Consider the following 24,235-nt stretch of genomic DNA (forward strand, 5'->3'; position numbering starts at 1 on the left):
TGACATGAAGAACCGCATCTTTTCGGGCGCCCCTTCCGAGGATTTCGCAGGCTATGCCAAGGCGGTGATCGCCGGGCCGACGATCTACGTCACCGGCACCACCGGCCAGGACGAGGGCGGCAACCTGCCCGAATCCGCCGCCGAACAGACCCGCAACATCCTGGCCACGGTGGACAAGGTGCTGGGGCAGGCCGACTCGGGCCTTGCCGATGCGGTGGCGCTGCGCACCTTCCTGACCGACAAGGCTTACCTGCGCGACGTGGCCGAGGTGCTGGGCGAGACCTTCCGCGACATCCGCCCCACCAATACGCTGGTGGTCTGCCAGATCCCGACCGAAGGCGTGAAGGTCGAGATCGAAGTCACCGCCTGGCGGGGCTGAGGCGATGGCCCCCAAGCGCCTGATCGTCGGCATCTCGGGCGCCTCGGGCGTGATCTACGGCATCCGCCTGCTGGAGATCCTGCAAGGCAGCGGCATCGAGACGCATCTGATCATGACCCGCGCCGCCGAGATCACGCTGGCGCATGAGACCCGCCGCAAGCTGGCCGAGGTCCATGCGCTGGCCGATCACGTCCATGCGGCGGGCGATATCGCCGCGCCGGTCTCCAGCGGGTCGTTCCGCACCATGGGGATGGTGGTCGCGCCCTGCTCGGTCCGGTCGATGGCGGAAATCGCGGGGGGCGTGACCTCGGGCCTGCTCAGCCGGGCGGCGGATGTGGTGCTGAAGGAACGCCGCCGCCTGGTGCTGATGGTCCGCGAGACGCCGCTGCACACGGGCCACCTGCGCAACATGGCGGCGCTGTCGGAAATGGGCGCGATCATCGCGCCGCCGGTGCCGGCCTTTTATGCGAAACCGCAGACGCTGGACGAGATGATCGACCACACGCTTGGCCGGATGCTGGACCTGTTCGACATCGAGACCGAGGGGCTGGTGAAACGCTGGAAGGAATAGGGCCGCCCGATTCTGCGGGTGGGGGCGAGAGCGGCGGGCTTGGCATGGGTATTTGGATGATGAAGAAAATCGTCCCATGCCGGGGGTCAGGCGGGTTTCGCGGCCTCGCGCAGCAGGGCGATATCGGGGTCGGGCAGGGCGGCAGGGCCGGCGAGGAGGCGCAGGCCTTGCGTGAAGTCGCCGCCGTCTGCCGGGTTGCGCCTGGCGAGCCAGTCGGCGATCATTCCGGCCTGGACCTTTTCCGCTGCCAGTTCGAGTTGTTTCAACTGGTCGCGGAAGGATTCGCGGCGGGCGTCCGGCAGATGGGCGACGGGGTCGCGCAGATCGACCCGCAGCGCGCGCAGGGGCAGGACCGCGCGGCGGTGCCATTCGGCCATATGGTCGCGCAAAGCGGCCAGTTCGGTCGCGCTCAGCGGCGAGTCCTGCCGGGCCGTGGCGTGGCAATGCGCGATCAGTGCCATCACATCCGTGCCGCCCTCGGCTTGCAGGCGCAGGCACAAAGGCGCGATCCCGGGCCGCGCGTAAAAGGTCAGCGCGAAGGTCCAGAAGGCCGCCGCCGCGTCGGTGTCGCTGTTCTTGTCCATCTTGCGGGCCATCCGTCCTGGGTATCCTGCTGTTCGCCGGAGGCGGCACGTGATCGGTTTCGGGTTTGCCTAGATCGCCAGAAGTTCCAGCGCCACGCCCTGGCCAACGCCGACGCAAAGCGTTGCGATGGCCGAGCGTCCGCCGGTTTCCGCCAGCCGCCGCGCCGCCGTGCCCGCGATGCGCGCGCCGGACATGCCCAGCGGATGGCCCATGCTGATGCCGCCGCCCCTGGCGTTCACGCGGGGGTCGTCATCGGCCAGACCCCAAGCGCGGGTGCAGGCCAGCACCTGCGAGGCGAAGGCCTCGTTCAGTTCGATCACGTCCTGATCGGCGGGGGCGGCGGCGCCCCGCGCCACCAGCCGCTGAGCCGCCGCGATGGGGCCGATGCCCATGATGCGCGGCGCGACGCCTGCCGAGGCTGCGCGCCCGATCCGGGCCAGCGGTGTCAGGCCGTGGCGGCGGATCCCCTGGCTTGATGCCAGCAGCACCGCCGCCGCCCCGTCATTCACGCCTGCGGCATTGCCCGCCGTGACGCTGCCGCCCTTGCGGAAGGGCGCGCGCAGCGCCGCGAGTTTTTCCAGCGAGGTGGCGCGGGGATGTTCGTCCCGGTCCACCACCGTGTCGCCCTTGCGGCCCGGAATGGTCACCGGCAGGATATCCGCCGCATGCCAGTCCGCGTCATAGCGTTGTTGCGAGCGCAGGGCGTAGCCGTCCTGGTCGGCGCGGGCGACGGCGTAATCCTCGGCGACGTTCTCGGCGGTTTCGGGCATGGATTCGATGCCGAAGGCCTCGGCGATGCGGCGGTTGACGAAGCGCCAGCCGATGGTGGTGTCGTGGATCTCGGTCTGCCGCGTGAAGGCCGCGTTGGATTTGGGCATGACGAAGGGGGCGCGGGACATGCTTTCCACGCCGCCGGCGATGACCACATCGGCGCCGGCGCGCACCGCATGGGCGCCCATGATCACCGCATCCAGCCCCGAGGCGCAGAGCCGGTTCACCGTCAGCGCCGGCACGGTTTCCGGCAGGCGCGACAGCAACACCGCCATGCGGGCGACGTTGCGGTTATCCTCGCCCGCCTGGTTGGCGCAGCCCATGACCACCTCGTCCACCGCAAGGCCGGGATGCAGGTCCAGCAGCCCGTCGATGACATGAGCGGCCATGTCGTCGGGCCGCGCCAGCGCCAGCGCGCCGCCATAGCGGCCGATCGGGGTGCGCCGCATCGCGCAGAGGAAAACGTCGCTCATGGTTGCTCCAATATGGGGGCGGGGGCGTAGCGGTCGCGCAGCGGCGCGGGGGCAGCAGCGGCAAGCCGGCGCAGTTCCGCCAGCAGGTGGGAGCGGCTGTGTTTTCTCATGATTTCAAATGGTCCGCGCGGGAAGTTAAGGCCCAGTCTCAGCGCGGTGTCGATACCGTCTTGCGTGGTGCCGCCCTCGGCCAGCAGCCAGCCGGCTTCGTTGGCCAAGGTGGCCTCGATTTGCAGGGCGATGGCTTCGGTTTCGGCCGGCGCGGGACCGGGTTTGTCGGGGTAAAGGAAGCCCCGGCCGGTCTTGCGCCCCAGATCGCCCGAGGCGACCTGCCGGCGCAGCGCGTCAAAGACGTGATAGCGCGGATGGCCGTCCATCGCGGCGGCAAGGCTTTCGGTGGCAGCCAGGTTGATGTCCGCGCCCACCAGGTCGATCAGCTCGAAGGGCCCAAGCCGATAGCCCGCCGCCAGCATCGCCGCGTCGATCTCAGCGGCGCTGCGGCCTTCTTCCAGCAGCGCCAGCGCCTCGCCGTAGAAAGGGCGGGCGCAGCGGTTGACGATGAAGCCGGGGCGGTCGGGGCATTGGATCACCGTCTTGCCAGCGGCCTCGGTCAGGTGGCGGGCGCGGTCCAGCGCCTGCGAGGCGGTGGCGGGATGGGCGACCAGTTCGACCAGCTTCATCACCGGGGCGGGGTTGAAGAAATGCAGGCCAAGCAGGCGGTCCGGGCGGGTCAGGCCGCGGGCCATGTCGGCCACCGACAGCGACGAAGTATTCGTCGCCAGCACCGCATCGGGCGCGACCACGGCTTCCAGCGCGGCGAAAAGCTCGCGCTTGACCTCGATCTTCTCGATCACCGCCTCGATGGCCAGATCGGCGACGCCCATCTGCTGCGGTCCCGTGACCACGGTGATGCGCGAGGCCAGCGCGTCCAGATCTGCCTGCGCCATCTTGCCCGCCTGAACCCGTGGCGCAAGCCCGGCGCGCAGCCGGTCGAGCGCGCTGTCGCGGGCGCCCGCGACCGCATCGGTGGCCAGCACGTCGAAACCGGCGCTCGCATAAGTCTGGGCGATGCCGAGGCCCATCGTGCCCAGGCCGATGACGGCGATCGTGGTCATGTTCCCCGAAACTCCGGTTTGCGTTTCTCGCGGAAGGCGCGGATGCCCTCGGCCTTGTCATGGCTGTCCAGCAGCGCCTCGAAGCCCGCGCGTTCGGCCTGCAATGCCAGCGGGGTCTCGGCCCCGGCGGTCAGCGCGGCCTTGGCTGCACAAAGGGCCAGGGGCGCGCGCAGGGCCAGTTTGGCGGCCAAGGCTTCGGCATGGGGCAGGGCGTCACCCTCGGCCAGATGCGAGGCGAGGCCCCAGTCGAACGCCGTGGCGGCGTCGATGATCTCGCCCGTCAGGACCATGCGGGCGGTGCGGGCCGGGCCGATGCGCGCCATCAGCCGCTGGCCGCCTCCCGCACCGGGGATCAGGCCCAGATTGGTCTCGGGCAGGCCCATGCGCGCGGTCTGGCCGGCCACCAGCAGGTCGGCCATCAGCGCCAGTTCCAGCCCGCCGCCAAGGGCGAAGCCGTCCACCGCCGCGATCAGGGGCTTGGGAAAGGCGCGAATGGCGGCCCAATGCGCCTTGCGCGGATCGCGCGCGCCTTCGACCGCGGTCTTGCCCTCGATCTCGCCGATATCGGCGCCGGCGGCGAAGTTCCCGCCATGTCCGCAAAGCAGCACCGCGCGGCAACCGGGGTCCGCCGCAAGCCCGTCCAGCACCTGCGCGATCTGTTCCAGCAGCGCCGTGTTCAGCGCGTTCCTGGCCTGGGGCCGGTGCAGCACCAGGCGCGACCAGCCCGGCAACGGATCATGTATCAGCATCATGGCACGATCATGCCACAGCGCAAAATCATTTCAAGCTTAAAAGTTCAAGCTTGAAATGATTCTGATTCGGTGTCAGCTTCCCCGGAAACGACACGGGGGTGAGCGATGAAGATCTTGTGCATGGGCGGGGGACCGGCGGGCCTTTACTTCGCCATTTCGATGAAGCTGCGCGATCCCTCGCATCAGGTCACGGTGCTGGAGCGCAACAAGGCCAACGACACCTTCGGCTGGGGCGTGGTGCTGTCGGACGATGCGCTGGGGCGGATGCAGCAGAACGACCCCGCCAGCACCGAGGCGATCCGCAGCCATTTCGCCTATTGGGACGATATCGCGGTGGTCCATGACGGCCAGCGCACGGTGTCCGGCGGGCATGGTTTCGCGGGCATCGGGCGCAAGCAGATGCTGATCCTGCTGCAAGCCCGCGCGCGCGAACTGGGCGTCGATCTGCAATTCGAGACCGAGTTCCGCTCGGCCGAGGATTATCGCCGGGACTACGACCTGGTGGTGGGTTGCGACGGCATCAACAGCCAGGTGCGCAAGGAATATGCCGGGGTGTTCCAGCCCGATATCGATACCCGTCTGTGCAAGTTCGTCTGGCTGGGCACGAACCAGAAATTCGACGACGCCTTCACCTTCATCTTCGAGCGGACCGAGCATGGCTGGATCTGGGCGCATGTCTACCAGTTCGACGACAACACCGCGACCTTCATCGTCGAGACCCTGCCCGAGACCTGGGATAAGCTGGGTTTCGCCGACATGTCCAAGGAAGAAACGGTCGAGACCTGCCGCAGGATCTTCGAGCGCCATCTGGGTGGGCACGAGCTGCGGTCGAACGCGGCGCATCTGCGCGGCTCGGCGGTGTGGATGCAGTTCCCGCGCGTGATCTGCGAGAAGTGGTATCACGAAAACGTCGTGCTGATGGGCGATGCGGCGGCGACGGGGCATTTCTCGATCGGCTCGGGCACGCGGCTGGCGTTCGACAGCGCCATCGCGCTGGCCGAATACCTGCATTCCGAACCCGACATGCAGGCGGCCTTCGCCCGCTATCAGGAGGAACGCCGCATCGAGGTGCTGCGCCTGCAATCCGCCGCCCGCAACAGCCTCGAATGGTTCGAGCAGGTCGAGCGTTACCTGGACATGGAGCCGGTCCAGTTCGCCTATTCGCTGCTGACCCGCAGCCAGCGCATCAGCCACGAGAACCTGCGCCTGCGCGATCCCGATTGGCTGGGGCAGGCCGAGGACTGGTTCCAGGCGCGCGCCGGCGGAAAGCCCGGCAGCCGCCCGATGTTCGCGCCCTTCAAGTTGCGCAACATGGAGCTGAAGAACCGCATCGTCATGTCGCCGATGGCGCAATACAAGGCGGTGGACGGCTGCCCGACCGACTGGCACCTGATCCATTACGCCGAACGCGCCAAGGGCGGCGCGGCGATGATCTACACCGAAATGACCTGCGTTTCCGCCGAAGGCCGGATCACCCCGGGCTGCCCCGGCCTCTATGCGCCCGAACATGAGGCGGCCTGGAAGCGGCTGGCTGATTTCATCCATGCGGAAACCTCATGCAAGCTGTGCATGCAGATCGGCCATTCGGGGCGCAAGGGTTCGACCTGCGTGCCCTGGGACGGCGGCATCGACGCGCCGCTGCCGACCGGCAACTGGGAGGTGATGGCGGCCAGTGCGATCCCCTACAAGCCCGGCAATGTCGTGCCGAAGGAAATGGACCGTGCCGACATGGATATGGTGCTGGGCCAGTTCGTCGCCGCGACCGAAATGGCCGCCCGCGCCGGCGCCGACATGATCGAGATGCACGCGGCCCACGGCTATCTGCTGGCCACCTTCATCTCGCCCGTGACCAACAGGCGCACGGACGAATATGGCGGGTCGCTGGAAAACCGGATGCGCTATCCGCTGGAGGTTTTCCGGGCGATGCGCGCGGCATGGGGCGAGGACAAGCCCATGTCGGTGCGGATTTCCGCGAATGACTGGATCGACGGCGGCGTCGATCCCGAAGAGGCGGTCGAGATCGCGAAGATGTTCGCCGAGGCCGGGGCCGATATCATCGACGTGTCCTCGGGCCAGACCGATCCGGCGGAACGGCCGGTCTATGGCCGGATGTTCCAGACCCCGTTTTCCGACCGTATCCGCAACGAGGCCGGGCTGGCGACGATGACGGTCGGCAATATCAGCGATTTCGACCAGGTGAACGGTATCCTGATGGCGGGCCGCGCCGATCTGGTCTGCCTTGCGCGGATGCATCTGGCCGACCCCTACTGGACGCTGCACGCGGCGGTCGATCAGGGCGAGCAGGACGTGGCATGGCCCGCGCCCTACAAGGGCGGGCGCGACCTGCTCTATCGCCTGCGCGAGCGCCAGCAAGAGGCGATCCGGGCATGACTCTTTCGGGCAAGCGCGTTCTGGTCACGGGGGGCGGCACCGGCGTCGGTGCCGACCTCGCGGCGGGCTTCGCCGCTGTCGGGGCCGAAGTGGTAATCTGCGGCAGGCGCGCCGCGCCGCTGGACGCCGTGGCTAAGCGCACCGGCGCGCGCGCCCTGACGGCGGATGTGACCGACGAGGCCAGCGTCAAGGCGCTGTTCGCGGATGCCGGGCCTTGCGATATCGTCATCGCCAATGCCGGTGCGGCGGACAGCGCGCCCTTTGGCCGCACCACTCTGGACCAGTGGAACGCGATGCTGGCGGTGAACCTGACCGGCACCTTCCTGACCTTCCGCGAGGGGCTGGCGCAGATGCCGGGCTGGGGGCGGCTGATCGCGGTGGCCTCGACGGCGGGGCTGAAGGGCTACGGCTATGTCGCGCCTTATGCTGCGGCCAAGCATGGCGTGGTGGGGCTGGTGCGCAGCTTGGCGCTGGAACTGGCGAAGACGCCGGTGACGGTGAACGCGCTATGTCCGGGTTTCCTCGATACCGAGATGACCGACCGTTCCGTCGCCAATATCGCCGCCAGGACCGGCAAAAGCCCTGAACAGGCCCGCGCCACGCTGGCCGCGAACAACCCGCAAAAGCGCCTGATCCAGCCCGCCGAGGTCACTGCCGCCGCGCTGTGGCTGTGCGCGCCGGGATCGGAGGGGATCAACGGCCAGGCCATCGCCATCGCCGGAGGCGAGATATGAGCGAAGGGTCCAAGCGCCGGCTGAAGCTTTGGATCCGCCTGCTGGGAGCGACCCGGCAGGCCGAGAACGAATTGCGCGAATATCTGCGCGTGACCCATGACACGACGCTGCCGCGTTTCGACGTGATGGCCGCGCTCTATCGCCGCCGCGAGGGGCTGACGATGGGCGAGTTGTCGCGGATGCTGCTTGTGTCCAACGGCAATGCCACGGTGGTGGTGGACCGGCTGGAAAAGGACGGGCTGGCCCGGCGCCAGCAATCGGAAACCGACCGCCGCGCGGTGCTGGTGGCGCTGACGCCCGAGGGGCTGGCGGTCTTCGAGAAGCTGGCTGCGGGCCACGAGGCCGAGGTGGCGCGGATCTTTGCGCGGCTGAGCGACGAGGATGTGGATATGATCACGGAAATCCTGAAAAGGGCGGAGAGACCATGAGCGAACTGACCAGAACCCAGCTTGCGGACCTGAAGCCGCGCCATTTCCTGTGGCAGGTCGAGGACCGCATCGCCACGATCCGGCTGGACCGCCCCGACCGCAAGAACCCGCTGACATTCGAGAGCTATGCCGAGTTGCGCGACACCTTCCGCGCGCTGGTCTATGCGACGGATGTGGACGTGGTGATCTTTGCCTCGAATGGCGGGAATTTCTGCTCGGGCGGGGATGTGCATGACATCATCGGGCCGCTGGTGGGCATGGACATGAAGGACCTGCTGGCCTTCACCCGGATGACCGGCGATCTGGTCAAGGCGATGATCGGCTGCGGCAAGCCCATCATCGCGGCGGTGGATGGGATCTGCGTCGGCGCGGGAGCGATCGTCGCGATGGCCTCGGACCTGCGGCTGGCGACGGCGGATGCGAAATGCGCCTTCTTGTTCACCCGCGTCGGGCTGGCGGGCTGCGACATGGGCGCCTGCGCCATGCTGCCGCGCATTATCGGGCAGGGGCGCGCGGCCGAGTTGCTGTATACGGGCCGGGTGATGGGCGCCGGGGAAGGCGAGAGGTGGGGCTTCTGGAACGCGCTGCATGACGCGGACGCGCTTGAGGACGAGGCGCGGAAGCTGGCGCGGCGGATCGCCTCGGGTCCGGTCTTTGCGCATGGGATCACCAAGACCCAGTTGAACCAGGAATGGAGCATGGGGCTGGAGCAGGCCATCGAGGCCGAGGCGCAGGCGCAGGCGATCTGCATGCAGACCCGCGATTTTGAGCGTGCCTATCACGCCTTCGTCGCCAAGGAGAAGCCGGTTTTCGAGGGCGACTGACATGAGGGGGCAGGCGGGGGGGGCCGCCCCCCCCCCCCCCCCCCCGGGGGGGGGGGGGGCCCCCGGGGGGGCCCCGCCGGGGGGGGGGGGGGCGGGGGGGTGCGCGGCTGTGCGGGTGCGGGCCGTTTGGGGGGGCGCGCGGGGGCTGCCGCCCCCGCCCCCCCGCTCCAAGGGGCGCGCGCGCCCCTTGGAAAACCCCGCAGGCAGAGGAATGGACATGGCGGATCGCAGCTTTCTGGACTGGCCCTTTTTCGAGGCCCGCCACCGCGAACTGGCGGCGGCGCTGGACGAGTGGTGCGCCGCGCATCTGCCGGTGGATCACGGCGACGTCGATGCGGCCTGCCGCGGGCTGGTCGCGGCATTGGGCGAGGCGGGATTTTTGCGCCACTCCGGTGCGGGTGAGGGCGAACGGCTGGATGTGCGCAGCCTGTGCCTGATCCGCGAGACGCTGGCGCGCCACGACGCGCTGGCCGATTTCGCCTTTGCCATGCAGGGGCTGGGCATGGGCGCGGTGTCGCTGTTCGGCACGCCGGGCCAGCGTGAATGGCTGGACCGGACCCGCGCGGGCCGCGCGATTTCCGCCTTCGCCCTGACCGAGCCGGGTTCGGGTTCCGATGTTGCCAACACCGCGACGCTGGCCGAGCGCGCGCCGGGCGGCTGGCGGCTGACGGGCGAAAAGACCTATATCTCGAACGGCGGCATCGCGGATATCTACGTGATCTTCGCCCGCACGGGCGAGGCGCCGGGCGCGCGCGGCCTTTCGGCCTTCCTGATGCCGGCGGACAGCCCCGGCCTGACCATCGCCGAGCGGATCGAGGTCATCGCCCCCCATCCCCTGGCGCGGCTGAAGCTGGACGGCGTGGTCCTGCCCGACGACGCCCTGATCGGCAAGCCGGGCGAGGGGTTCAAGCTGGCCATGTCCGTCCTCGACGTGTTCCGCCCGACGGTGGGCGCGGCGGCGCTTGGCATGGCCCGGCGGGCGCTGGACGAGGCGCTGGCGCGCACGCGGACGCGCCGCATCCAGGGCCAGTCGCTGAGCGATCTGCAAATGGTGCAGGGTCATCTGGCCGACATGGCCTTGAAGGTCGATGCGGCGGCGCTGCTGGTCTATCGCGCCGCCTGGGTCAAGGACATGGGCGCCCCCCGCATCACCCGCGAGGCGGCGATGGCCAAGCTTTTCGCGACCGAGGCCGCGCAAGAGGTGATCGACGCGGCGCTGCAACTGCATGGGGGCGACGGGGTGCGCAAGGGCTTCGCGGTCGAAAGCCTGTATCGCGACATCCGCGCCCTGCGCATCTACGAAGGCGCCAGCGATGTGCAGCGCGTCGTCATCGCGCGGAGCATCCTGCCATGATCTACCGCCGCCGCATTCCGGTCGAGTTCAACCATTGCGACGCCGCGGGGATCGTCTTCTATCCCCGCTATTTCGAGATGATCAACTCGATGATCGAGAATTTCTTCGGCCATGTGCTGGGCTACGGCTTCGCCCGCATCCATGTCGATGAACGCTGCGCATTGCCGACGGCGCAGATCGAGGTGCGCTTCCTGTCCCCGACCCGGCTGGGCGAGGTGCTGGATTTCGCGCTGGAGGTCGAACATGTCGGCCGCTCCAGCGCGCGCTTCGTCCAGCGCGCCGGCGTGGGCGGGCAGGCGAAACTGCAATGCGTCTCGACCCTGGTCTGGGTGGGCCGCGATGGGCGGCCCGCGTCCTGGCCACGGGAAATTCGCAGCAAAATGGTGGAATTCAAGGAGAAAAGCGATGATGCATGAGGTTCTGCACCCCAAGGGCTGGAAGGCGACGCCGGGCTATTCCAACGGTATCGCCGCGACGGGTCGGATGGTGTTCACCGGCGGCGTGATCGGCTGGAACGACCAGCAGGAATTCGAGAACGACGATTTCGCCGCCCAGGTCCGCACCGCGCTGCAATCCATCGTCGCCATCCTGGCCGAGGCCGGCGCGGGTCCCGAACACCTGGTCCGGCTGACCTGGTATGTCACCGACAAGCGCGAATACCTGGGCGCGCTGAAAGACATCGGGCAGGCCTACAAGGAACTCATCGGCCGGAACTTTCCGGCGATGGCGCTGGTGCAGGTCGTGGCGCTGGTCGAGGACCGCGCCAAGGTCGAGATCGAGGCAACCGCCGTAATCCCCGCCTGAAGGGGAAGGCAATCGCGGGCAGGTCACGCCAAGATGCCGCCCGCCCAACTGGGAGACCGAAGATGACCGCCAACCTGCCGCTTGGACCCTCGGGGCATGTCGATACTTTCTCGCGCGACAACCTGCCCCCGGCCGATGCCTGGCCCCGGTTGAATCTGGAGGGGTTCGACTATCCCGAATACCTGAACGCGGCGGTCGAGATGACCGACCGCATGGTCGAAAAGGGATTCGGCGACCGCGTCGCGCTGATCGGCAACGGCCGTTCGCGCACCTACAAGGAACTGACCGACTGGACCAACCGCATCGCCCATGCGCTGGTTCAGGATTTCGGCGTCAGGCCCGGCAACCGGGTGCTGATCCGCTCGGCCAACAACCCGGCGATGGTGGCCTGCTGGCTGGCTGCGACCAAGGTGGGCGCGGTGGTCGTCAACACCATGCCGATGCTGCGCGCGGGCGAATTGGCCAAGTTCGTTGACAAGGCCCGGATCAGCCATGCGCTGTGCGACACCCGGCTGATGGAGGAGATGGAACGGTGCCAGCAGGGCAGCGCCTTCCTGACGACGGTGGTGGGCTTCGACGGCACCGCCAACCATGACGCGGAACTGGACCGCGCCGCGCTGAAGAAGCCCGTGCGCTTCGACGCCGTGCGGACCGGGCGCGACGACGTGGCGCTCTTGGGCTTCACCTCGGGCACCACGGGCGAGGCCAAGGCGACCATGCATTTCCACCGCGACCTGCTGATCATCGCGGATGGCTATGCGCGCGAGGTGCTGAAGGTCACCCCCGACGATATCTTCATCGGCAGCCCGCCCCTGGCCTTTACCTTCGGGTTGGGCGGGCTTGCGATTTTCCCGCTGCGCTTTGGCGCGACGGCGGCGCTGCTGGAACAGGCCAGCCCGCCGAACATGGTCGAGATGATCCAGGAACACCGCGCCACCGTCTGCTTCACCGCGCCCACCGCCTACCGCGTGATGCTGCGCGCGATGGATCAGGGCGCGGACCTGTCCAGCCTGCGCGCCGCCGTCAGCGCGGGCGAGACGCTGCCCGCCCCGATCTACGACGAATGGCAGGCCCGGACCGGCAAGCCGATGCTGGACGGGATCGGCTCGACCGAGATGCTGCATATCTTCATCTCGAACCGTTTCGACGACCATCGGCCGGGCTGCACCGGCAAGCCGGTCGCGGGCTATCAGGCGAAGATCGTCGGCGACGACATGCAAGAACTGCCGCGCGGAGAGGTCGGGCGTCTGGCCGTGCGCGGACCGACCGGCTGCCGCTATCTGGCCGATCCCGACAAGCAGGGCGTCTATGTCCAGGACGGCTGGAACCTGACCGGCGACGCCTTCCGGCAGGATCGGGACGGGTATTTCCACTTTGCCGCCCGCACCGACGACATCATCCTGTCGGCGGGCTACAATATCGCCGGACCCGAGGTCGAGGCCGCGCTGCTGTCCCATCCCGCCGTGCAGGAATGTGCCGTGATCGGCGCCCCGGACGAGGATCGCGGCCAGATCGTGCAGGCCCATGTCGTGCTGGCCGCCGGGCATCAGGGCGATGCGGCGATGGCCAAGGCCTTGCAGGACCATGTGAAACAGGTGATCGCCCCCTTCAAATACCCGCGTAGCGTGATCTTTGCCGATGCGCTGCCCAAGACCGCGACCGGCAAGGTCCAGCGGTTCCAACTACGCAATGGCGGGGCGGCATGATGCGCGACTGGGACGACGAATTCGCCAATTCGGCCTATATTCCGGGATCGGAAAAGCTGCCCTCGCTGTGGGCCGCGCAGGCGGCCGCCTATCGCCGTTCCGGTGTGCGGATCGAAACGGATATCCCTTACGGCCCCGAGCCGCGCCAGAAGCTGGACCTGATCCGGCCCGATGGGCCGTGCCGGGGGCTGCTGGTCTTTGTCCATGGCGGCTTCTGGCTGGAATGCGGCAAATCCGACTGGACCGATCTGGCCGAGGGCGCGCGCGCCAATGGCTGGGCCGTCGCGCTGCCGGGCTATACCTTGGCCCCCGAGGCCCGGATTTCGGCGATCACGCGCCAGATCGGCGCGGCGATCGGCAAGGCCGCCACTTTGGTCGATGGGCCGATCCGGCTGGCCGGGCATTCGGCGGGCGGGCATCTGGTCACGCGCATGATCTGCCATGACAGCCCGCTGGCGCCCGAAGTTCTGGCGCGGGTGGAAAAAACCGTCTCGATCAGCGGCGTTCACGACCTGCGCCTGCTGCGGCGAACGAAGATGAACGACGCGTTGCGGCTGGACGAAGCCGAGGCCGCCGTGGAAAGCCCGGCCCTGCGCCTGCCCGCCCCCGGCATGCGCCTGACCTGCTGGGTCGGTGCGGGTGAACGTCCCGAATTCCTGCGCCAGTCCCGGCTGATGGCGATGATCTGGGACGGGTTTGCGCAAACCGCGCTGGTCGAGGAACCCGGCCAGGACCATTACTCGATCCTGAAAGGGCTCACCCGCCCGGATTCGCCGCTTGCGACGGAACTGCTTGCCCCCATCCCGACCCCCGCACGGGATCGCGCCTAGCCTTCCGCAACAGCAGCGACGGCTCTCACCATCTCGCCGGGATCAAAGCCCAGCACTTCCGACAGTCGAGGAAAATCGGCGTTCCCGGTTTTATACCAAGATGGCGGAGGGAGGTGGCAGGGGAACAGAACCCCATCACGTTCCTAGGGCGTGTTAACACTTGAGCATGTCGACGATGAGGACGAAGTTCAGGAAAGCCCAGCATGCTGGACTATTACGAGGGTCATTATCTCAGGCAACCGCTCATGAATGCACATCAGCGGTATATGAGTTATTCGCGCTTCGTTCGGCTATTGTCTGCGATGCTGAAACAGCGTTCCCCGGAGTACCGGCATCACTATCGCCCCGGTGAGGTGATGCAGATCGATTTCGCCGGGTTCCAGCCGGTCTACACCAACGCTCGGCACGAACGGGTCAAGTGTACCCTTCTTCTCGTCGTTTTCCCGTTTTTTCAGTACTGTCTGGGCTGGATCATCCCCAGCCAAAACCGCGCGGATACGACCCATGGCCTCATTCGCATTTTCGAGGCCCTGAACGGTACCGCCAAGCGGATCACTCTCGACAATTTCAAGGCTGCGATAGACGTTGCACGAACCAGGCGGAGAGAGGCCAGGATAAACCCGGAGTTTCAGGTATTTCTCGACCACTACGGTATCTCCCCGGACCCGGCACGCGCCGGTGAACCACCGGACAAGGGTTCGGTCGAAGGCATCGTCAAGCTGGGCCAACGATACTACCAAAGAGTTCTGCAAGACAGGCAGCCACGTTCTATAGCCGAATTGAATGACCTGCTACAATTGGCGCTGGACCGTCTGAACCGGAAGGTCATGCGGCGATGGAAGATGTCGCGAACCGAACGGTTCGAGGCCCGAGAAGCCGCCGAACTCCGACCGCTGCCGGAAACACCCTATGATTACGGCACCTGGAAAGCCAGCATCAAGGTCCAGCGCCATTACCATGTGAATGTCGATGGCCGTGACTACAGCGTACCCTACCGCCTCATCGGTGAGGACGTTAGCATCAAGACGACCGCCGCGACTGTCGAAATCTATCACGATTCATCGCTCGTCGCCGTTCATGCCCGCCGGATCGTCACGCCGCAGGATGACGCCCCGGTCATCGATCCCGCGCATATGCCTGAAAACCATCGAGCCATGTGGCGCCAAAACCCGGACGCCCTGATCGAGCGAGCGACCAGCTATAGCCCGACCCTGGGCCGCTTTGTGTCGCTGCACCTGGAGGTCAATGGCAATCCGCGCGCAACCCATAACATGCTGGGTCGGCTTCTTGAGGTCGGGTCGGTCCACGGAAAGGCAGCCATCGATGCCGCCTGCGTCGAAGCCATCCGGCGCAATCGGGTCAATGCCGACACCCTGCGCCAGATCCTCGACCGGGGACCGCGCAAGCCACCCCGACGCGAGCCGGGGCCGTCACAACCGCCCACTGACAACGTCCGTGGCGCAGGCTATTATGCGGAGGACGATGACGATGCAGCATGAACATGTCGTTGCGCTGGCGCGCGAGCTTTCGTTGGCAGGTTCTGCGGATACGCTGGACCGTCAGGCGAGTAACCCGCTTTATGCCGAGATGGTCTTCATCGAAAGGATCGCCTCGCTGTTGATTGCCGAGAAGGAGCGGCGCGCGTCCAGCAGGCTGACACGGATGCTGAGCGAGGCCAAATTGCCGATGAAGGCGGTGCCCGAGGAGTTGATCAACACCGAAGCCCGCGGCCTCAAGCCGGTAATCATGCGTGAGCTGCTGCAATGCGCCTGGATTCCGCATGCCTGGAACATCCTGATCAGCGGCGAGACCGGCACCGGCAAAAGCTGGGTGGCTTGCTGTATCGCCACGGCGGCCATTCGCGCAGGTCATAAGGCCCGATACTTCAAGGTGTCGGACCTGCTCTACAGCCTGTCGATGACGCTGGAGGACGGGGTATATCTGCGCGAGCGCGAAAAACTGACGAAGTTCAAGCTGTTGATCCTCGACGACTTTGGCAAGGTCGCGATGAGCGAAGGCGAGAAATCGATCCTATTCGATATCATCGAAGACCGCGCCGGAACGCTGTCCACCATCATCGTCGGGCAGCGCCCCTATAACGACTGGCATTCGTTTATCGACAATCCCATCATTGCCGATGCCGTGCTCGACCGTCTGTCGCGGGATCGCCACCATATCAAGCTGCGCGGCGAATCTCTCCGCCGCCGCGAGGCCAGCTTCAACGACCTCTGACCGCATCCTTCTATCCTTCGGCGCCGAATCCTCACGCGATCAGGCGCCGAAGGATCACGCGACCGGGTGCGGAATCTTGCCGCAATCGGGTGCCGAAAAGCGCAAGAGCGTGCATTTTGCGTTCTTGCGGGGTGGGATGACGGCGGCAGCGGCACTTGCGCGCATCATACGCACCGTCTGCGGTGACGCTGCCGATCTCCTGTTCGGGCGGGATCTGATCGAGCAATCCCGGCAGCATGGGGGCGTCGCCGATGCCACTGCTGGTGAACTCGACGGCGCGGATCTCAAGCGTTTGCTCATCGATGCTGAGATGAATTTTGCGCTAGACCCGCCGTTTGGGACCGCCATGCTTGCGCCTTCGTCGGGCAAACAGTCCCCCGGACTGTTTGCTGACCCTCCTCAGTCCATTCGCCTTCACCCTCGACTTTGATGCCGGTGCTGTCGATCAGCAGGTGCAAAGCCCCTTTGGAGCCGCGATACGGGATGTTCACCGCCAAGGTCTTCTGGCGGCGAGACAGCGTGCTGAAGTCGGGCACCGCCCAGTCCAAGCCGATCAACTTCAGCAGGCTCTCGACGAAACCAGTCGTTTGCCGAAGCGCCATGCCGAACAAGACCTTCATTGAGAGGTACGTCTGGATGGCGGCGTCGCTGTAGGTTTGCTGACGGCCACGCCCGCCTGTCGGCGCGGCATTCCAGGTCGTGTCGGTGTCAAACCAGATCGTCAGCGAGCCGCGGCGCTTGAGTGCTTCATTGTAGGCCGGCCAGTTCCTGGTCTTGTAGGTCGGAGGTGTGGGTCTGCTCATGACACCCAGCTACCATGCTGAACTCACGAAATGAATTCCCGCAGGGGTTTGCGCAACAGAGCCGAACGCAATGGAAATCGTTTTTGGATTCGTCGTCGCCCTCGGTCTTGTCAACGGCACAGTGCAAAGCGGCCATCCGCATATCACGGCTGATCCCAGCCCATGCAGCGGCGAACAGGTCGCGGTCGCGTCGCAGATCAATCCGGGCAAGGTCCTCTACACCACCTGCAAATACTGACCCCGGATCACCAACCCCAACCGAAGGAGAAGGCCATGACCAGCAAGAAACCTGATGGAAATTCCAATGCCGCAAAGGATACGCCCGGTATGGAGCGGAACAGCGCCGGGTACAGGACCGCTGGACGCCCTGCTGACCGAGATCGGCGATGTGCCCGACGAACTCGACGGCCTGTCGCTGGTCAACGCCAGGCGCGAGGCGGACTTCAAGGTCAAACAGGCCATCAACGCCCTCAAGGTCCTGCGCAAGCTGTCCGCCTGATCTAGGTCTGTGGCCATTCCGGCGGGCGGAAGCCTGAGAGGAACCAATGCATGGCCCGTGCGGCAACCGGGTTGACGCTGCGCGCTGATGATCGGTTGTCGGCCATTTCCCACTTGCGGATCGTCTGCGGTGCGGTGTCCAGCAGAGCGCCCAATTCTGATTGGGTCAGGCCCAGCTTGCGCCGGGCCTCTTTGAACTCTTCGGGGGTCATTATCCGAGGAAGATTTTGACCAGCGCGGCGGTGGCGCCCATCAGGCCCGCAGCGGCAAGGAACGGTGCCAGGAAAGTGCTGACGCCGATCTGCTTGGTCTTGGCCAGCAGCTTGGCGATTTCAGCGCGCATCTTGTCGTCGGCGAGGCTTTGTTCTGCGTTGGTCATGTCGATCTCCTTCACTTGGCGGGCTTCATTGCCCTTCGACAAGGATAGATATAGCGCCAATGGCGCTAGTCGTCAAGGGCTTTCGCTCGATTTTTTCAGAATTCCACAGTCCCGCCACCGCGCGGGGCCTATCCATGCGCAAGGGGGCGCGATGACTGAAATCCGCGAATACTGGCAGATCATCGTCTCTGCGGTGATCGGCATTGCATGGCTCATCAGACTGGAGGGCAAGGTGACGAAGAACGCTGACGAAGTTGCGCGCCTTGAGCGCCTGATCGAACGCGAGCGGGCCGACACGCGTGAGGCGTTTTCGGAACTCAAGGAGATGCAGGCCGAGGCAAACCGCGACATCAAGATCCTGCTGGGGCGTGGTCATCAGGTCCACTGGAACGACCGGACGCATCCGCCAAGGTAAAATTTAAGCGCCCCGCCGGGGGTAACCGGACGGGGCGTTTTCAACCATAGGCACTCGTTACGAAACCGATCTAACCTATCCTTGTGTAGGTTTCAAATGGGCACGATTGCCTAGGTAAAACTGCCTACGCGCGCCGGTCGGCCCCGTCCTCTCGGCCAGCAAGCATTGACCGAAACACAGATTTTCACCCGCGCAGGTCAGCACCTGTCGCGGGTTATCTCACAACATGGAGGCCACGATGCCCAAGTTCCTGACCGCCCTTTGGGGGCGGATCAAATCCCTGTTCGCCACGCCCACGCGAGCGGTCGGCACAACCGGCGCCGCCCTCGGCGTGGTGGTCGCGATCGGCGTTGACGGCAGCAGGGCGCCTCGCGATGCTGCAGGGAGCGGAGCGCTCATAGCAGGCGCCGGTTTGGGTCCTGCGTGACGCTTTCTTTCAGATCGGCGATAAGGGCGGGGATCGCACAGCGCGGCGTGAGACTCGGCAACCTGCATATCATCTCCGTTTCCGCAGAATCATCCGATCACGCACATTCCCCCATCATGGCGAGGGTTGAGAGCCGTTCTTTCGGCGATCATATTTTGCGCAACTGCCGTTCAGGCAAGCATAACGGGCAGGCGCTTCTCCCGATTGTGTCATTTGCCACGCGAGTAGGAGCTTTTCAAATTTCATCATACTTCTGGCCTCAGCAATCTCGGTCCGAACCCCAAGCGGACATGCCCCTGACCTGATGCGGGTCTGCTCCGAGCCGAACATCCTGACCTCGTCGACCAGTCCGACGAACCCCTACACGGTCAATACCGTGGCCGAGCATCTCGACATGCTGATGGTCTGCCACCACCTCGACCGCAACATCCCCGAGGACGAAGCCTTCGCCGCCAGCCGCATCCGCGCCACCACCATTGCCGCCGAGGGCGTGATGCACGACCTGGGTGCGATCTCGATGATGACCTCGGACAGTCAGGCCATGGGCCGCGCGGGCGAGGTGATCAGCCGCACCTGGCAGATCGCCGACCAGATGAAGCGCCAGCGCGGCGGTCTGGCCGAGGATGGGTCCGGCAACGACAACTACCGTATCCGCCGCTATGTCGCCAAGTACACGATCAACGGCGCCATCGCGCATGGCATGGGCCATCTGATCGGTTCGGTCGAGAAGGGCAAACTCGCGGACCTGGTGATATGGCGCCCGGATTTCTTTGGAGCGCGGCCCGAGATGGTGCTGAAAGGTGGCTTCATCGCCGTCGCCCAGAACGGCGATGCCAATGCCTCGATCCCGACGCCGCAGCCCTATATCATGCGGCCGATGTTCGGCGGCACGGGCAAGGGGCTGAAGGGCACCTCGGTTCTGTTCGTCAGCGAGGCTTCGATAAGTGAAGGTCAGGTTCTGTCTTACGGTCTCGACAAACGGATCGAGCCGGTGCGCCGCTGCCGCGGCCTCGGCAAGGCCGACATGAAGCTGAACGACGCGCTGCCGAAGATCATGGTCGACCCGAAGACCTATGAGGTAACGGCCGACGGTGAACTGATCACCTGCGAGCCCGCATCGGTCGTGCCGCTGGCGCGTCGCTACGCGCTGTTCTGAAGTCAATAAAGAAAAGTGGGAGAGGCCGATAAAAATGGCCTCCCATTAAAACCTGTAACCAGATCGTCCGACTGTGGTTGGGGCTGTTTCCACTGCCGCGAATGCCCGTTTGGCTGCCCCGTCAAATCCTAGTTAACCAGTATACGCTGAGCAACGCCTACCGGCAGCTTTGTCTCGCACAGCCGCCATCATGGCCGCGACTTCGCTGCGGTGCATTCGAACGTCCGCTTAAGGGGATTCGGCCTCGCGCTATCGGTGAAGGCCAACCCGTCCGCAATGGACCGACCACGTATTTCGACTGGCTTGCGGATAACCATGCAAGCGATGCCGTGCTTCATTTCCCCCCACAGCCACGCGTCTCAGGCGCTCAGCCGGGCCTCTCGCATATCGCGGCCGGGTGGAGTGCCGAACAGGCGGGCGTAGTCGCGGGTGAATTGCGGCACGCTCTCATAGCCCACGACATGGGCGGCATGGCTGATCGTGGCGCCCTGGGCCAACATCAAGCGGCGCGCCTCGATCAGCCGCAGTTGCTTCTGGAACTGCAGCGGCGAAAGGGTGGTGATGGCGCGGAAATGCTGGTGGAACGAGGATTCGCTCATCCCTGCCACCGCGGCCAGATCGGTGATGCGCAGTATGTTCGCGTAGTCCTGCCGGATCACAGCCACCGCTCGAGCGATACGTTGGGCATGGCTGTCGGCCGCACCAAGCGCCCGGATCGCGGCGCCGTGGTGGCCTGTCAGCAGCCAGTAGTGCATTTCGCGCAAAAACGCGTCGCCCAGGACCGGCAGTGCGGCAGGCCGATCAAGAAGGCGCATCAGCCGCAGCGCAGCATCGGTCACATCCGGGTCGGCAGGCTCGATCCGGACCGGGGCGGTATCGCTCGTGCGCATATCGGCCTCGACCGAAAGCGCACGCAACAGGGCCGGATCCAGTTCCAGCGCCAGCGCGTAATAGGGAGTGACGGGGCTCGCCTCGGTGATCTGGCTGATGGTCGGCACATCGGCGGTGATCACCAGCGCCTCGCCCGCGGCATAGTCGAAGCTGGTCGCGCCCATCGTCACCCGCTTGCGACCCTGAAGGCAAATCGCCACCACCGGCTTCTGCACCGCCACCTGCAACTCGCCGGGACGGAGTTGACGCACCACGCCCAGGCCGCGAAATGGGGTCGGCGCATACCCGAAGCGGTCGGCATGGGCATCGGCATGGCGGCGGACAAGATCGAGAAGGCTGGGCATCGGTGGAATCCAGGCAAAGAGGCTTGCGGTATCAAGCAAGGAATGCCGCCGTTGCACAAGCCTTTCCGCGGAAGTTCACGGAAACAGGCAAGAGAGCCCGAGGAATAGGCAACACATGCTCGCCGTTCTGCCACATCTTCCCCTCATCCGCTCAAGATGAGGAACACGACATGAGCAAGATCGCACTGGTCACCGGCGCCAATCGAGGCCTTGGCCGCAATACCGCCCTTTCCATCGCCCGCCATGGCGGGGATGTCATCGTCGCTTATCGCGGCAATACGGCCCAGGCCAGCCGACTGCCTCCGAGATAGTCGCGTTGGGGACGTTCGGCCTGTTCCGCAACGAGGGCGGTGTCGATGCAGGAATTGACGGTGTCTGCGAAGCTGGGCGGTTTCTCCCGATGGTTGAAGTCGAAAACGGCGCTCATTAGAACGGCACCTCCGGATCGGGCCGGGGCGCGCTGGTTTGCATCGCCTCTTGGAAGCCATCGACGGCGGCCGTCGCGAGCGCGAGCGCCTGTGCTTCGCTGAGATCGGCGAACTCCGTGGGCCATCCGATCTCGGCCATGAGTTCGGCCATGTTGCGGAGGGCGGCGCGCAGGGCTGCCTGCTCGCGTTCGTCGGGATCTATCATGCGCCGACCCCGCTAGTGGGCGCTGGCGTGCGGGAATGCGGGATGGCGCGGCGCGCCGGGTAGATGCTGTTCATGGGAGAGCTCCAGATGCTCTCCTCACCTACCGGCGGCGGCGGCGGACTGTCGGATGGCGCGCACGGAACCTTACGGGAACACAATCTTGTGGCGAGCGCGGTTCCTTCCTAATCTTGCGGACCGACGACAATTTCAGGAGCAGCGAGGCCGATGCCAGCATTTAACCCAAGGATTTTCAGCAACCCCGATCGCCTCAAGCAAATCGCTCCCGCGCGACTGAAGGCGTTTCTCGAGCCTTGGAAGGACTACTTTCTGTCCCGCAATCTCGACCTCGCCGCATGGTCGACAGATGACATACCGCTCGAAGCGATCGCGAGTGTCCTGATGAATCCCGACGCGTCGGTGCCCGAGGACATGGTCATCGGCACAGCGACGGCATCGACCAGTTCAACGAGGTGATGGGCGCGATGCACGGTTCGCCCGATCTGGTCGAGCTTGGGCGAGACGGACGCGGCGAGGATCGGTTCACCACCCGCGACATGATCGAGGCTGAACAGCACCTGCATCGCGCCGCCGAGATGATGGCCGAGAGGGAACGGCACGAGGTCAGCGACCGGGACCGCGAAACCGCTTTGGCCCGCGCGGAACAGCGCGGCCTTGTCCTGTCCGGCGAGCAGGCCTAGGCGCTGGCGCATGTCACTGACGGGCGCGATCTTGGCATTGTCGTCGGCTATGCCGGAACGGGAAAGAGCGCCATGCTAGGCGTGGCGCGTGAGGCTTGGGAGGCTGCGGGCTATGAGGTTCCCGGCGTTACCCTGTCCGGCATCGCCGCCGAGAATCTGGAAAGCGGATCGGGCATCGCGTCTCGCACCATCGCCAGCATGGAACACCGCTGGCAGAATGGCCGCGACATGCTCACCAGCCGCGATGTGCTGGTGATCGACGAAGCGGGGATGGTCGGCACGCGGCAGTTGGAGCGCGTGTTGTCCCATGCCGCCGAAGCTGGTGCGAAGGTCGTGCTAGTCGGTGATCCGCAGCAGCTTCAATCCATCGAGGCAGGCGCGGCGTTTCGGTCTATCCATGAGCGTCATGGCGGCGCGGAGATCGGCGAGGTGCGCCGCCAGCGCGAGGACTGGCAGCGCGACGCCACCCGCGATCTGGCGACCGGCAGAACCGGCACGGCGATTCATGCCTATGACAATCATGGCATGGTGTATGAGGCGCAGAGCTGGGAACAGGCGCGCGGCAATCTGATCGACCGCTGGGACCGTGACAGGCAGGCATCGCCGGACAGCAGCAGGATCATTCTCACCCACACCAATGCCGAGGTGCGCGAACTGAACGAGGCCGCCCGTGACCGGATGCGGGAGGCGGGCGATCTGGACGAGGACGTGCGCGTGACGGTCGAACGCGGCGAACGCAGCTTCGCCGCCGGGGATCGCGTCATGTTCCTGCAAAACGAACGCGGCCTTGGTGTGAAGAATGGCACGCTCGGCACCATCGAGCAGGTCAGCGAACACTCCATGTCGGTTCGCACCGATGACGGGCGCGATATCTCGTTCGATCTGAAAGACTACGACCGTATCGACCACGGCTATGCCGCGACCATCCACAAGGCGCAGGGCATGACCGTGGACCGAACGCATGTTCTGGCGACACCGGGCATGGACGCCCACGGCAGTTATGTCGCCCTGTCACGCCACCGCGACGGCATGGACCTGCACTATGGCAGGGACGACTTCGCCAGTCAGGACAAGCTCATCGACACCTTGTCGCGCGACCGGGCCAAGGACATGGCATCCGACTACGAGCCCGCGCAGAGCTACGCCGAGAGGCGCGGTATTATTTCCCATGTCCGTGATACTGCCGTTGAACAGGTTCACGCCCGGAACAATGCCGTTGACCGGATCGGCGACATCATCTTCAGCGTGCGCGAACCCCGCCACCCAGCAGAGGGGCCGGAAAGGGAGACGACCGGCAGGGGAATAAGGCAGGAGATCGAGGCGGTAGCACAGGACACCGGAATAGACCCGGAAGATGCCTTGCGCCACGCCCGCAGAATGGCGCGCATTCGCCATGCCCATGCCGTTGGGCAGGTCTTCAACGCCGAGGATGCCGGGAGCAAGGCCAGTCCCGCGCAATGGGATGAACTGGTCGATTCCCGCAAGGCATTCGACGCGGTGCGTCCCTATGGCTGGCAGGATGCGGAAGCGGCCTATGCCAAGGATGAGAGCCTTGCCCATGAGGCGGGATCGGGCAAGGTCAATCGCGCCATCCGCGCCCTGCAACTGGAAACCGAGATTCGCACCAGCCCGGAGCGCCGCGCGGATCGTTTCGTGGAACGGTTCCGCGACCTCAAGCAGACCGGCGACCGGCAATATGCGGCGGGCAACTATTCCGGCTACAGGTCAGCGCGCGCCGAGATGGGCAACATGGCGATGAGTCTGGAACGCGATCCGCAGATGGAATCCCTGCTCGAAGGCCGCAAGAAGCAACTCGGCATCAGCATGGATTTCGACTCAGGCATGAGGCTCGGGCGGCAACTCGCCCTCAGTCACGGTCTCGGCAGAGGCCGGGACCTGGGCATCGGAATGTAGACCTTTCCTATTTGCCGCCGTTTCTACGCCACACTACTACGACAGCTAAATATCTATTGTACAACGATAATTCCTTGCCCTGACTGGTCTCTGCAATCGTCAAAAACAACCAGCAGGAGGCAGCAGGA

General features: G+C 65.5%; 28 protein-coding genes and 2 pseudogenes. 21 read left to right on the plus strand and 9 right to left on the minus strand.

Annotation, left to right across the window (positions count from 1 at the left end; all coding sequences use genetic code 11):
• Positions 1-4: 4 nt before the first annotated feature.
• The gene (locus Q0O97_RS03620; RefSeq protein ID WP_294924983.1) at positions 5-379 is read left to right on the plus strand and encodes a Rid family hydrolase; all 375 of its coding nucleotides are present in this window, start codon (positions 5-7) and stop codon (positions 377-379) included.
• Between the two features lie 4 nt (positions 380-383).
• Positions 384-950, plus strand: a complete 567-nt coding sequence (locus Q0O97_RS03625; protein ID WP_294924986.1) for a UbiX family flavin prenyltransferase — start codon at positions 384-386, stop codon at positions 948-950.
• 86 nt (positions 951-1,036) lie between these two features.
• Here the strand turns inward: Q0O97_RS03625 and Q0O97_RS03630 are convergent, their stop codons facing one another.
• The 4 genes from Q0O97_RS03630 to Q0O97_RS03645 are packed head-to-tail and all read right to left on the minus strand — an operon-like array spanning position 1,037 to position 4,646.
• Positions 1,037-1,546 (minus strand): TIGR02444 family protein, encoded by a 510-nt coding sequence (locus tag Q0O97_RS03630; protein WP_294924989.1) that lies wholly within the window; start codon positions 1,544-1,546, stop codon positions 1,037-1,039.
• Positions 1,547-1,603: 57 nt separating this feature from the next.
• Positions 1,604-2,779 (minus strand): acetyl-CoA C-acyltransferase, encoded by a 1,176-nt coding sequence (locus tag Q0O97_RS03635; protein ID WP_294924992.1) that lies wholly within the window; start codon positions 2,777-2,779, stop codon positions 1,604-1,606.
• Positions 2,776-3,894, minus strand: coding sequence for a 3-hydroxyacyl-CoA dehydrogenase NAD-binding domain-containing protein (locus Q0O97_RS03640; RefSeq protein ID WP_294924994.1), 1,119 nt, complete (start codon positions 3,892-3,894; stop codon positions 2,776-2,778). Before Q0O97_RS03640 ends, Q0O97_RS03635 begins: the two co-directional genes overlap by 4 nt.
• Positions 3,891-4,646 carry an enoyl-CoA hydratase-related protein gene (locus Q0O97_RS03645; RefSeq protein ID WP_294924997.1) on the minus strand — a complete coding sequence of 252 codons (756 nt, stop codon included), beginning with the start codon at positions 4,644-4,646 and terminating at the stop codon, positions 3,891-3,893. Before Q0O97_RS03645 ends, Q0O97_RS03640 begins: the two co-directional genes overlap by 4 nt.
• A 105-nt stretch (positions 4,647-4,751) precedes the next feature.
• Between Q0O97_RS03645 and Q0O97_RS03650 the strand changes: the two genes are divergently transcribed.
• The 11 genes from Q0O97_RS03650 (at position 4,752) to Q0O97_RS03700 (ending at position 15,949) form a co-directional block, all read left to right on the plus strand.
• The gene (locus tag Q0O97_RS03650) at positions 4,752-7,037 is read left to right on the plus strand and encodes a bifunctional salicylyl-CoA 5-hydroxylase/oxidoreductase (RefSeq protein WP_294925000.1); all 2,286 of its coding nucleotides are present in this window, start codon (positions 4,752-4,754) and stop codon (positions 7,035-7,037) included.
• Positions 7,034-7,771: an SDR family NAD(P)-dependent oxidoreductase gene (locus Q0O97_RS03655; RefSeq protein WP_294925003.1), complete on the plus strand. Its 738-nt coding sequence runs from the start codon at positions 7,034-7,036 to the stop codon at positions 7,769-7,771. Before Q0O97_RS03650 ends, Q0O97_RS03655 begins: the two co-directional genes overlap by 4 nt.
• Positions 7,768-8,199, plus strand: a complete 432-nt coding sequence (locus Q0O97_RS03660) for a MarR family transcriptional regulator (RefSeq protein WP_294925006.1) — start codon at positions 7,768-7,770, stop codon at positions 8,197-8,199. The genes Q0O97_RS03655 and Q0O97_RS03660 overlap by 4 nt, the downstream gene beginning before the upstream one ends.
• Complete coding sequence (locus Q0O97_RS03665) at positions 8,196-9,023, plus strand: enoyl-CoA hydratase family protein (protein ID WP_294925009.1); 828 nt, start codon at positions 8,196-8,198, stop codon at positions 9,021-9,023. The genes Q0O97_RS03660 and Q0O97_RS03665 overlap by 4 nt, the downstream gene beginning before the upstream one ends.
• Before the next feature lie 217 nt (positions 9,024-9,240).
• Complete coding sequence (locus tag Q0O97_RS03670) at positions 9,241-10,377, plus strand: acyl-CoA dehydrogenase family protein (RefSeq protein ID WP_294925012.1); 1,137 nt, start codon at positions 9,241-9,243, stop codon at positions 10,375-10,377.
• Positions 10,374-10,793, plus strand: a complete 420-nt coding sequence (locus Q0O97_RS03675) for a thioesterase family protein (RefSeq protein WP_294925015.1) — start codon at positions 10,374-10,376, stop codon at positions 10,791-10,793. The genes Q0O97_RS03670 and Q0O97_RS03675 overlap by 4 nt, the downstream gene beginning before the upstream one ends.
• Positions 10,783-11,181: a RidA family protein gene (locus Q0O97_RS03680; RefSeq protein ID WP_294925018.1), complete on the plus strand. Its 399-nt coding sequence runs from the start codon at positions 10,783-10,785 to the stop codon at positions 11,179-11,181. The genes Q0O97_RS03675 and Q0O97_RS03680 overlap by 11 nt, the downstream gene beginning before the upstream one ends.
• A gap of 62 nt (positions 11,182-11,243) precedes the next feature.
• Positions 11,244-12,887 carry an AMP-binding protein gene (locus Q0O97_RS03685; RefSeq protein ID WP_294925021.1) on the plus strand — a complete coding sequence of 548 codons (1,644 nt, stop codon included), beginning with the start codon at positions 11,244-11,246 and terminating at the stop codon, positions 12,885-12,887.
• Entirely contained in the window at positions 12,884-13,717 is an 834-nt protein-coding gene (locus Q0O97_RS03690; RefSeq protein ID WP_294925024.1) for an alpha/beta hydrolase, read from the plus strand. The genes Q0O97_RS03685 and Q0O97_RS03690 overlap by 4 nt, the downstream gene beginning before the upstream one ends.
• Before the next feature lie 203 nt (positions 13,718-13,920).
• Complete coding sequence (locus Q0O97_RS03695) at positions 13,921-15,216, plus strand: DDE-type integrase/transposase/recombinase (protein WP_294925027.1); 1,296 nt, start codon at positions 13,921-13,923, stop codon at positions 15,214-15,216.
• Complete coding sequence (locus Q0O97_RS03700; protein ID WP_294925030.1) at positions 15,206-15,949, plus strand: ATP-binding protein; 744 nt, start codon at positions 15,206-15,208, stop codon at positions 15,947-15,949. The genes Q0O97_RS03695 and Q0O97_RS03700 overlap by 11 nt, the downstream gene beginning before the upstream one ends.
• A 114-nt stretch (positions 15,950-16,063) precedes the next feature.
• Here Q0O97_RS03700 and Q0O97_RS03705 read toward each other — a convergent pair.
• Positions 16,064-16,752: pseudogene (locus Q0O97_RS03705) on the minus strand (IS5 family transposase); the annotation flags it as partial.
• Positions 16,753-16,822: 70 nt separating this feature from the next.
• On the opposite strand from Q0O97_RS03705, the gene Q0O97_RS03710 reads away from it, so the two are divergent.
• On the plus strand, positions 16,823-16,990 hold the full coding sequence (locus tag Q0O97_RS03710; protein WP_294925033.1) for a hypothetical protein: 168 nt from the start codon (positions 16,823-16,825) through the stop codon (positions 16,988-16,990).
• A 54-nt stretch (positions 16,991-17,044) separates the two neighbouring features.
• Positions 17,045-17,251 carry a hypothetical protein gene (locus Q0O97_RS03715; protein ID WP_294925036.1) on the plus strand — a complete coding sequence of 69 codons (207 nt, stop codon included), beginning with the start codon at positions 17,045-17,047 and terminating at the stop codon, positions 17,249-17,251.
• A 1-nt stretch (position 17,252) separates the two neighbouring features.
• On the opposite strand, the gene Q0O97_RS03720 is transcribed toward Q0O97_RS03715, so the two are convergent.
• Both Q0O97_RS03720 and Q0O97_RS03725 read right to left on the minus strand, forming a co-directional pair.
• Positions 17,253-17,462, minus strand: a complete 210-nt coding sequence (locus tag Q0O97_RS03720) for a helix-turn-helix domain-containing protein (protein ID WP_294925039.1) — start codon at positions 17,460-17,462, stop codon at positions 17,253-17,255.
• Positions 17,462-17,644, minus strand: coding sequence for a hypothetical protein (locus Q0O97_RS03725; protein WP_294925042.1), 183 nt, complete (start codon positions 17,642-17,644; stop codon positions 17,462-17,464). Before Q0O97_RS03725 ends, Q0O97_RS03720 begins: the two co-directional genes overlap by 1 nt.
• Positions 17,645-17,780: 136 nt before the next feature.
• On the opposite strand from Q0O97_RS03725, the gene Q0O97_RS03730 reads away from it, so the two are divergent.
• Both Q0O97_RS03730 and Q0O97_RS03735 read left to right on the plus strand, forming a co-directional pair.
• Positions 17,781-18,044, plus strand: coding sequence for a hypothetical protein (locus Q0O97_RS03730; protein WP_294925045.1), 264 nt, complete (start codon positions 17,781-17,783; stop codon positions 18,042-18,044).
• A gap of 713 nt (positions 18,045-18,757) precedes the next feature.
• Positions 18,758-19,627 (plus strand): annotated as a pseudogene (locus Q0O97_RS03735) (urease subunit alpha); the annotation flags it as partial.
• A gap of 359 nt (positions 19,628-19,986) precedes the next feature.
• Here the strand turns inward: Q0O97_RS03735 and Q0O97_RS03740 are convergent.
• Complete coding sequence (locus Q0O97_RS03740; RefSeq protein ID WP_294925048.1) at positions 19,987-20,901, minus strand: AraC family transcriptional regulator; 915 nt, start codon at positions 20,899-20,901, stop codon at positions 19,987-19,989.
• A 131-nt stretch (positions 20,902-21,032) separates the two neighbouring features.
• Here Q0O97_RS03740 and Q0O97_RS03745 point away from each other — a divergent pair, with 131 nt between their 5' ends.
• On the plus strand, positions 21,033-21,173 hold the full coding sequence (locus Q0O97_RS03745) for an SDR family NAD(P)-dependent oxidoreductase (protein ID WP_294925050.1): 141 nt from the start codon (positions 21,033-21,035) through the stop codon (positions 21,171-21,173).
• Positions 21,174-21,288: 115 nt separating this feature from the next.
• Here Q0O97_RS03745 and Q0O97_RS03750 read toward each other — a convergent pair whose 3' ends face one another.
• Positions 21,289-21,495 carry a DUF6511 domain-containing protein gene (locus tag Q0O97_RS03750; RefSeq protein WP_294925053.1) on the minus strand — a complete coding sequence of 69 codons (207 nt, stop codon included), beginning with the start codon at positions 21,493-21,495 and terminating at the stop codon, positions 21,289-21,291.
• A gap of 225 nt (positions 21,496-21,720) precedes the next feature.
• Between Q0O97_RS03750 and Q0O97_RS03755 the strand changes: the two genes are divergently transcribed.
• The 3 genes from Q0O97_RS03755 to Q0O97_RS03765 are packed head-to-tail and all read left to right on the plus strand — an operon-like array spanning position 21,721 to position 24,107.
• On the plus strand, positions 21,721-21,969 hold the full coding sequence (locus Q0O97_RS03755) for a hypothetical protein (RefSeq protein ID WP_294925056.1): 249 nt from the start codon (positions 21,721-21,723) through the stop codon (positions 21,967-21,969).
• Positions 21,970-21,977: 8 nt separating this feature from the next.
• On the plus strand, positions 21,978-22,193 hold the full coding sequence (locus tag Q0O97_RS03760; RefSeq protein ID WP_294925059.1) for a hypothetical protein: 216 nt from the start codon (positions 21,978-21,980) through the stop codon (positions 22,191-22,193).
• Positions 22,194-22,196: 3 nt separating this feature from the next.
• The gene (locus Q0O97_RS03765; protein ID WP_294925082.1) at positions 22,197-24,107 is read left to right on the plus strand and encodes an AAA family ATPase; all 1,911 of its coding nucleotides are present in this window, start codon (positions 22,197-22,199) and stop codon (positions 24,105-24,107) included.
• The last annotated feature ends 128 nt before the right edge of the window (positions 24,108-24,235 follow it).

This window comes from uncultured Paracoccus sp. (assembly GCF_945915435.1).
GTDB lineage: Bacteria > Pseudomonadota > Alphaproteobacteria > Rhodobacterales > Rhodobacteraceae > Paracoccus.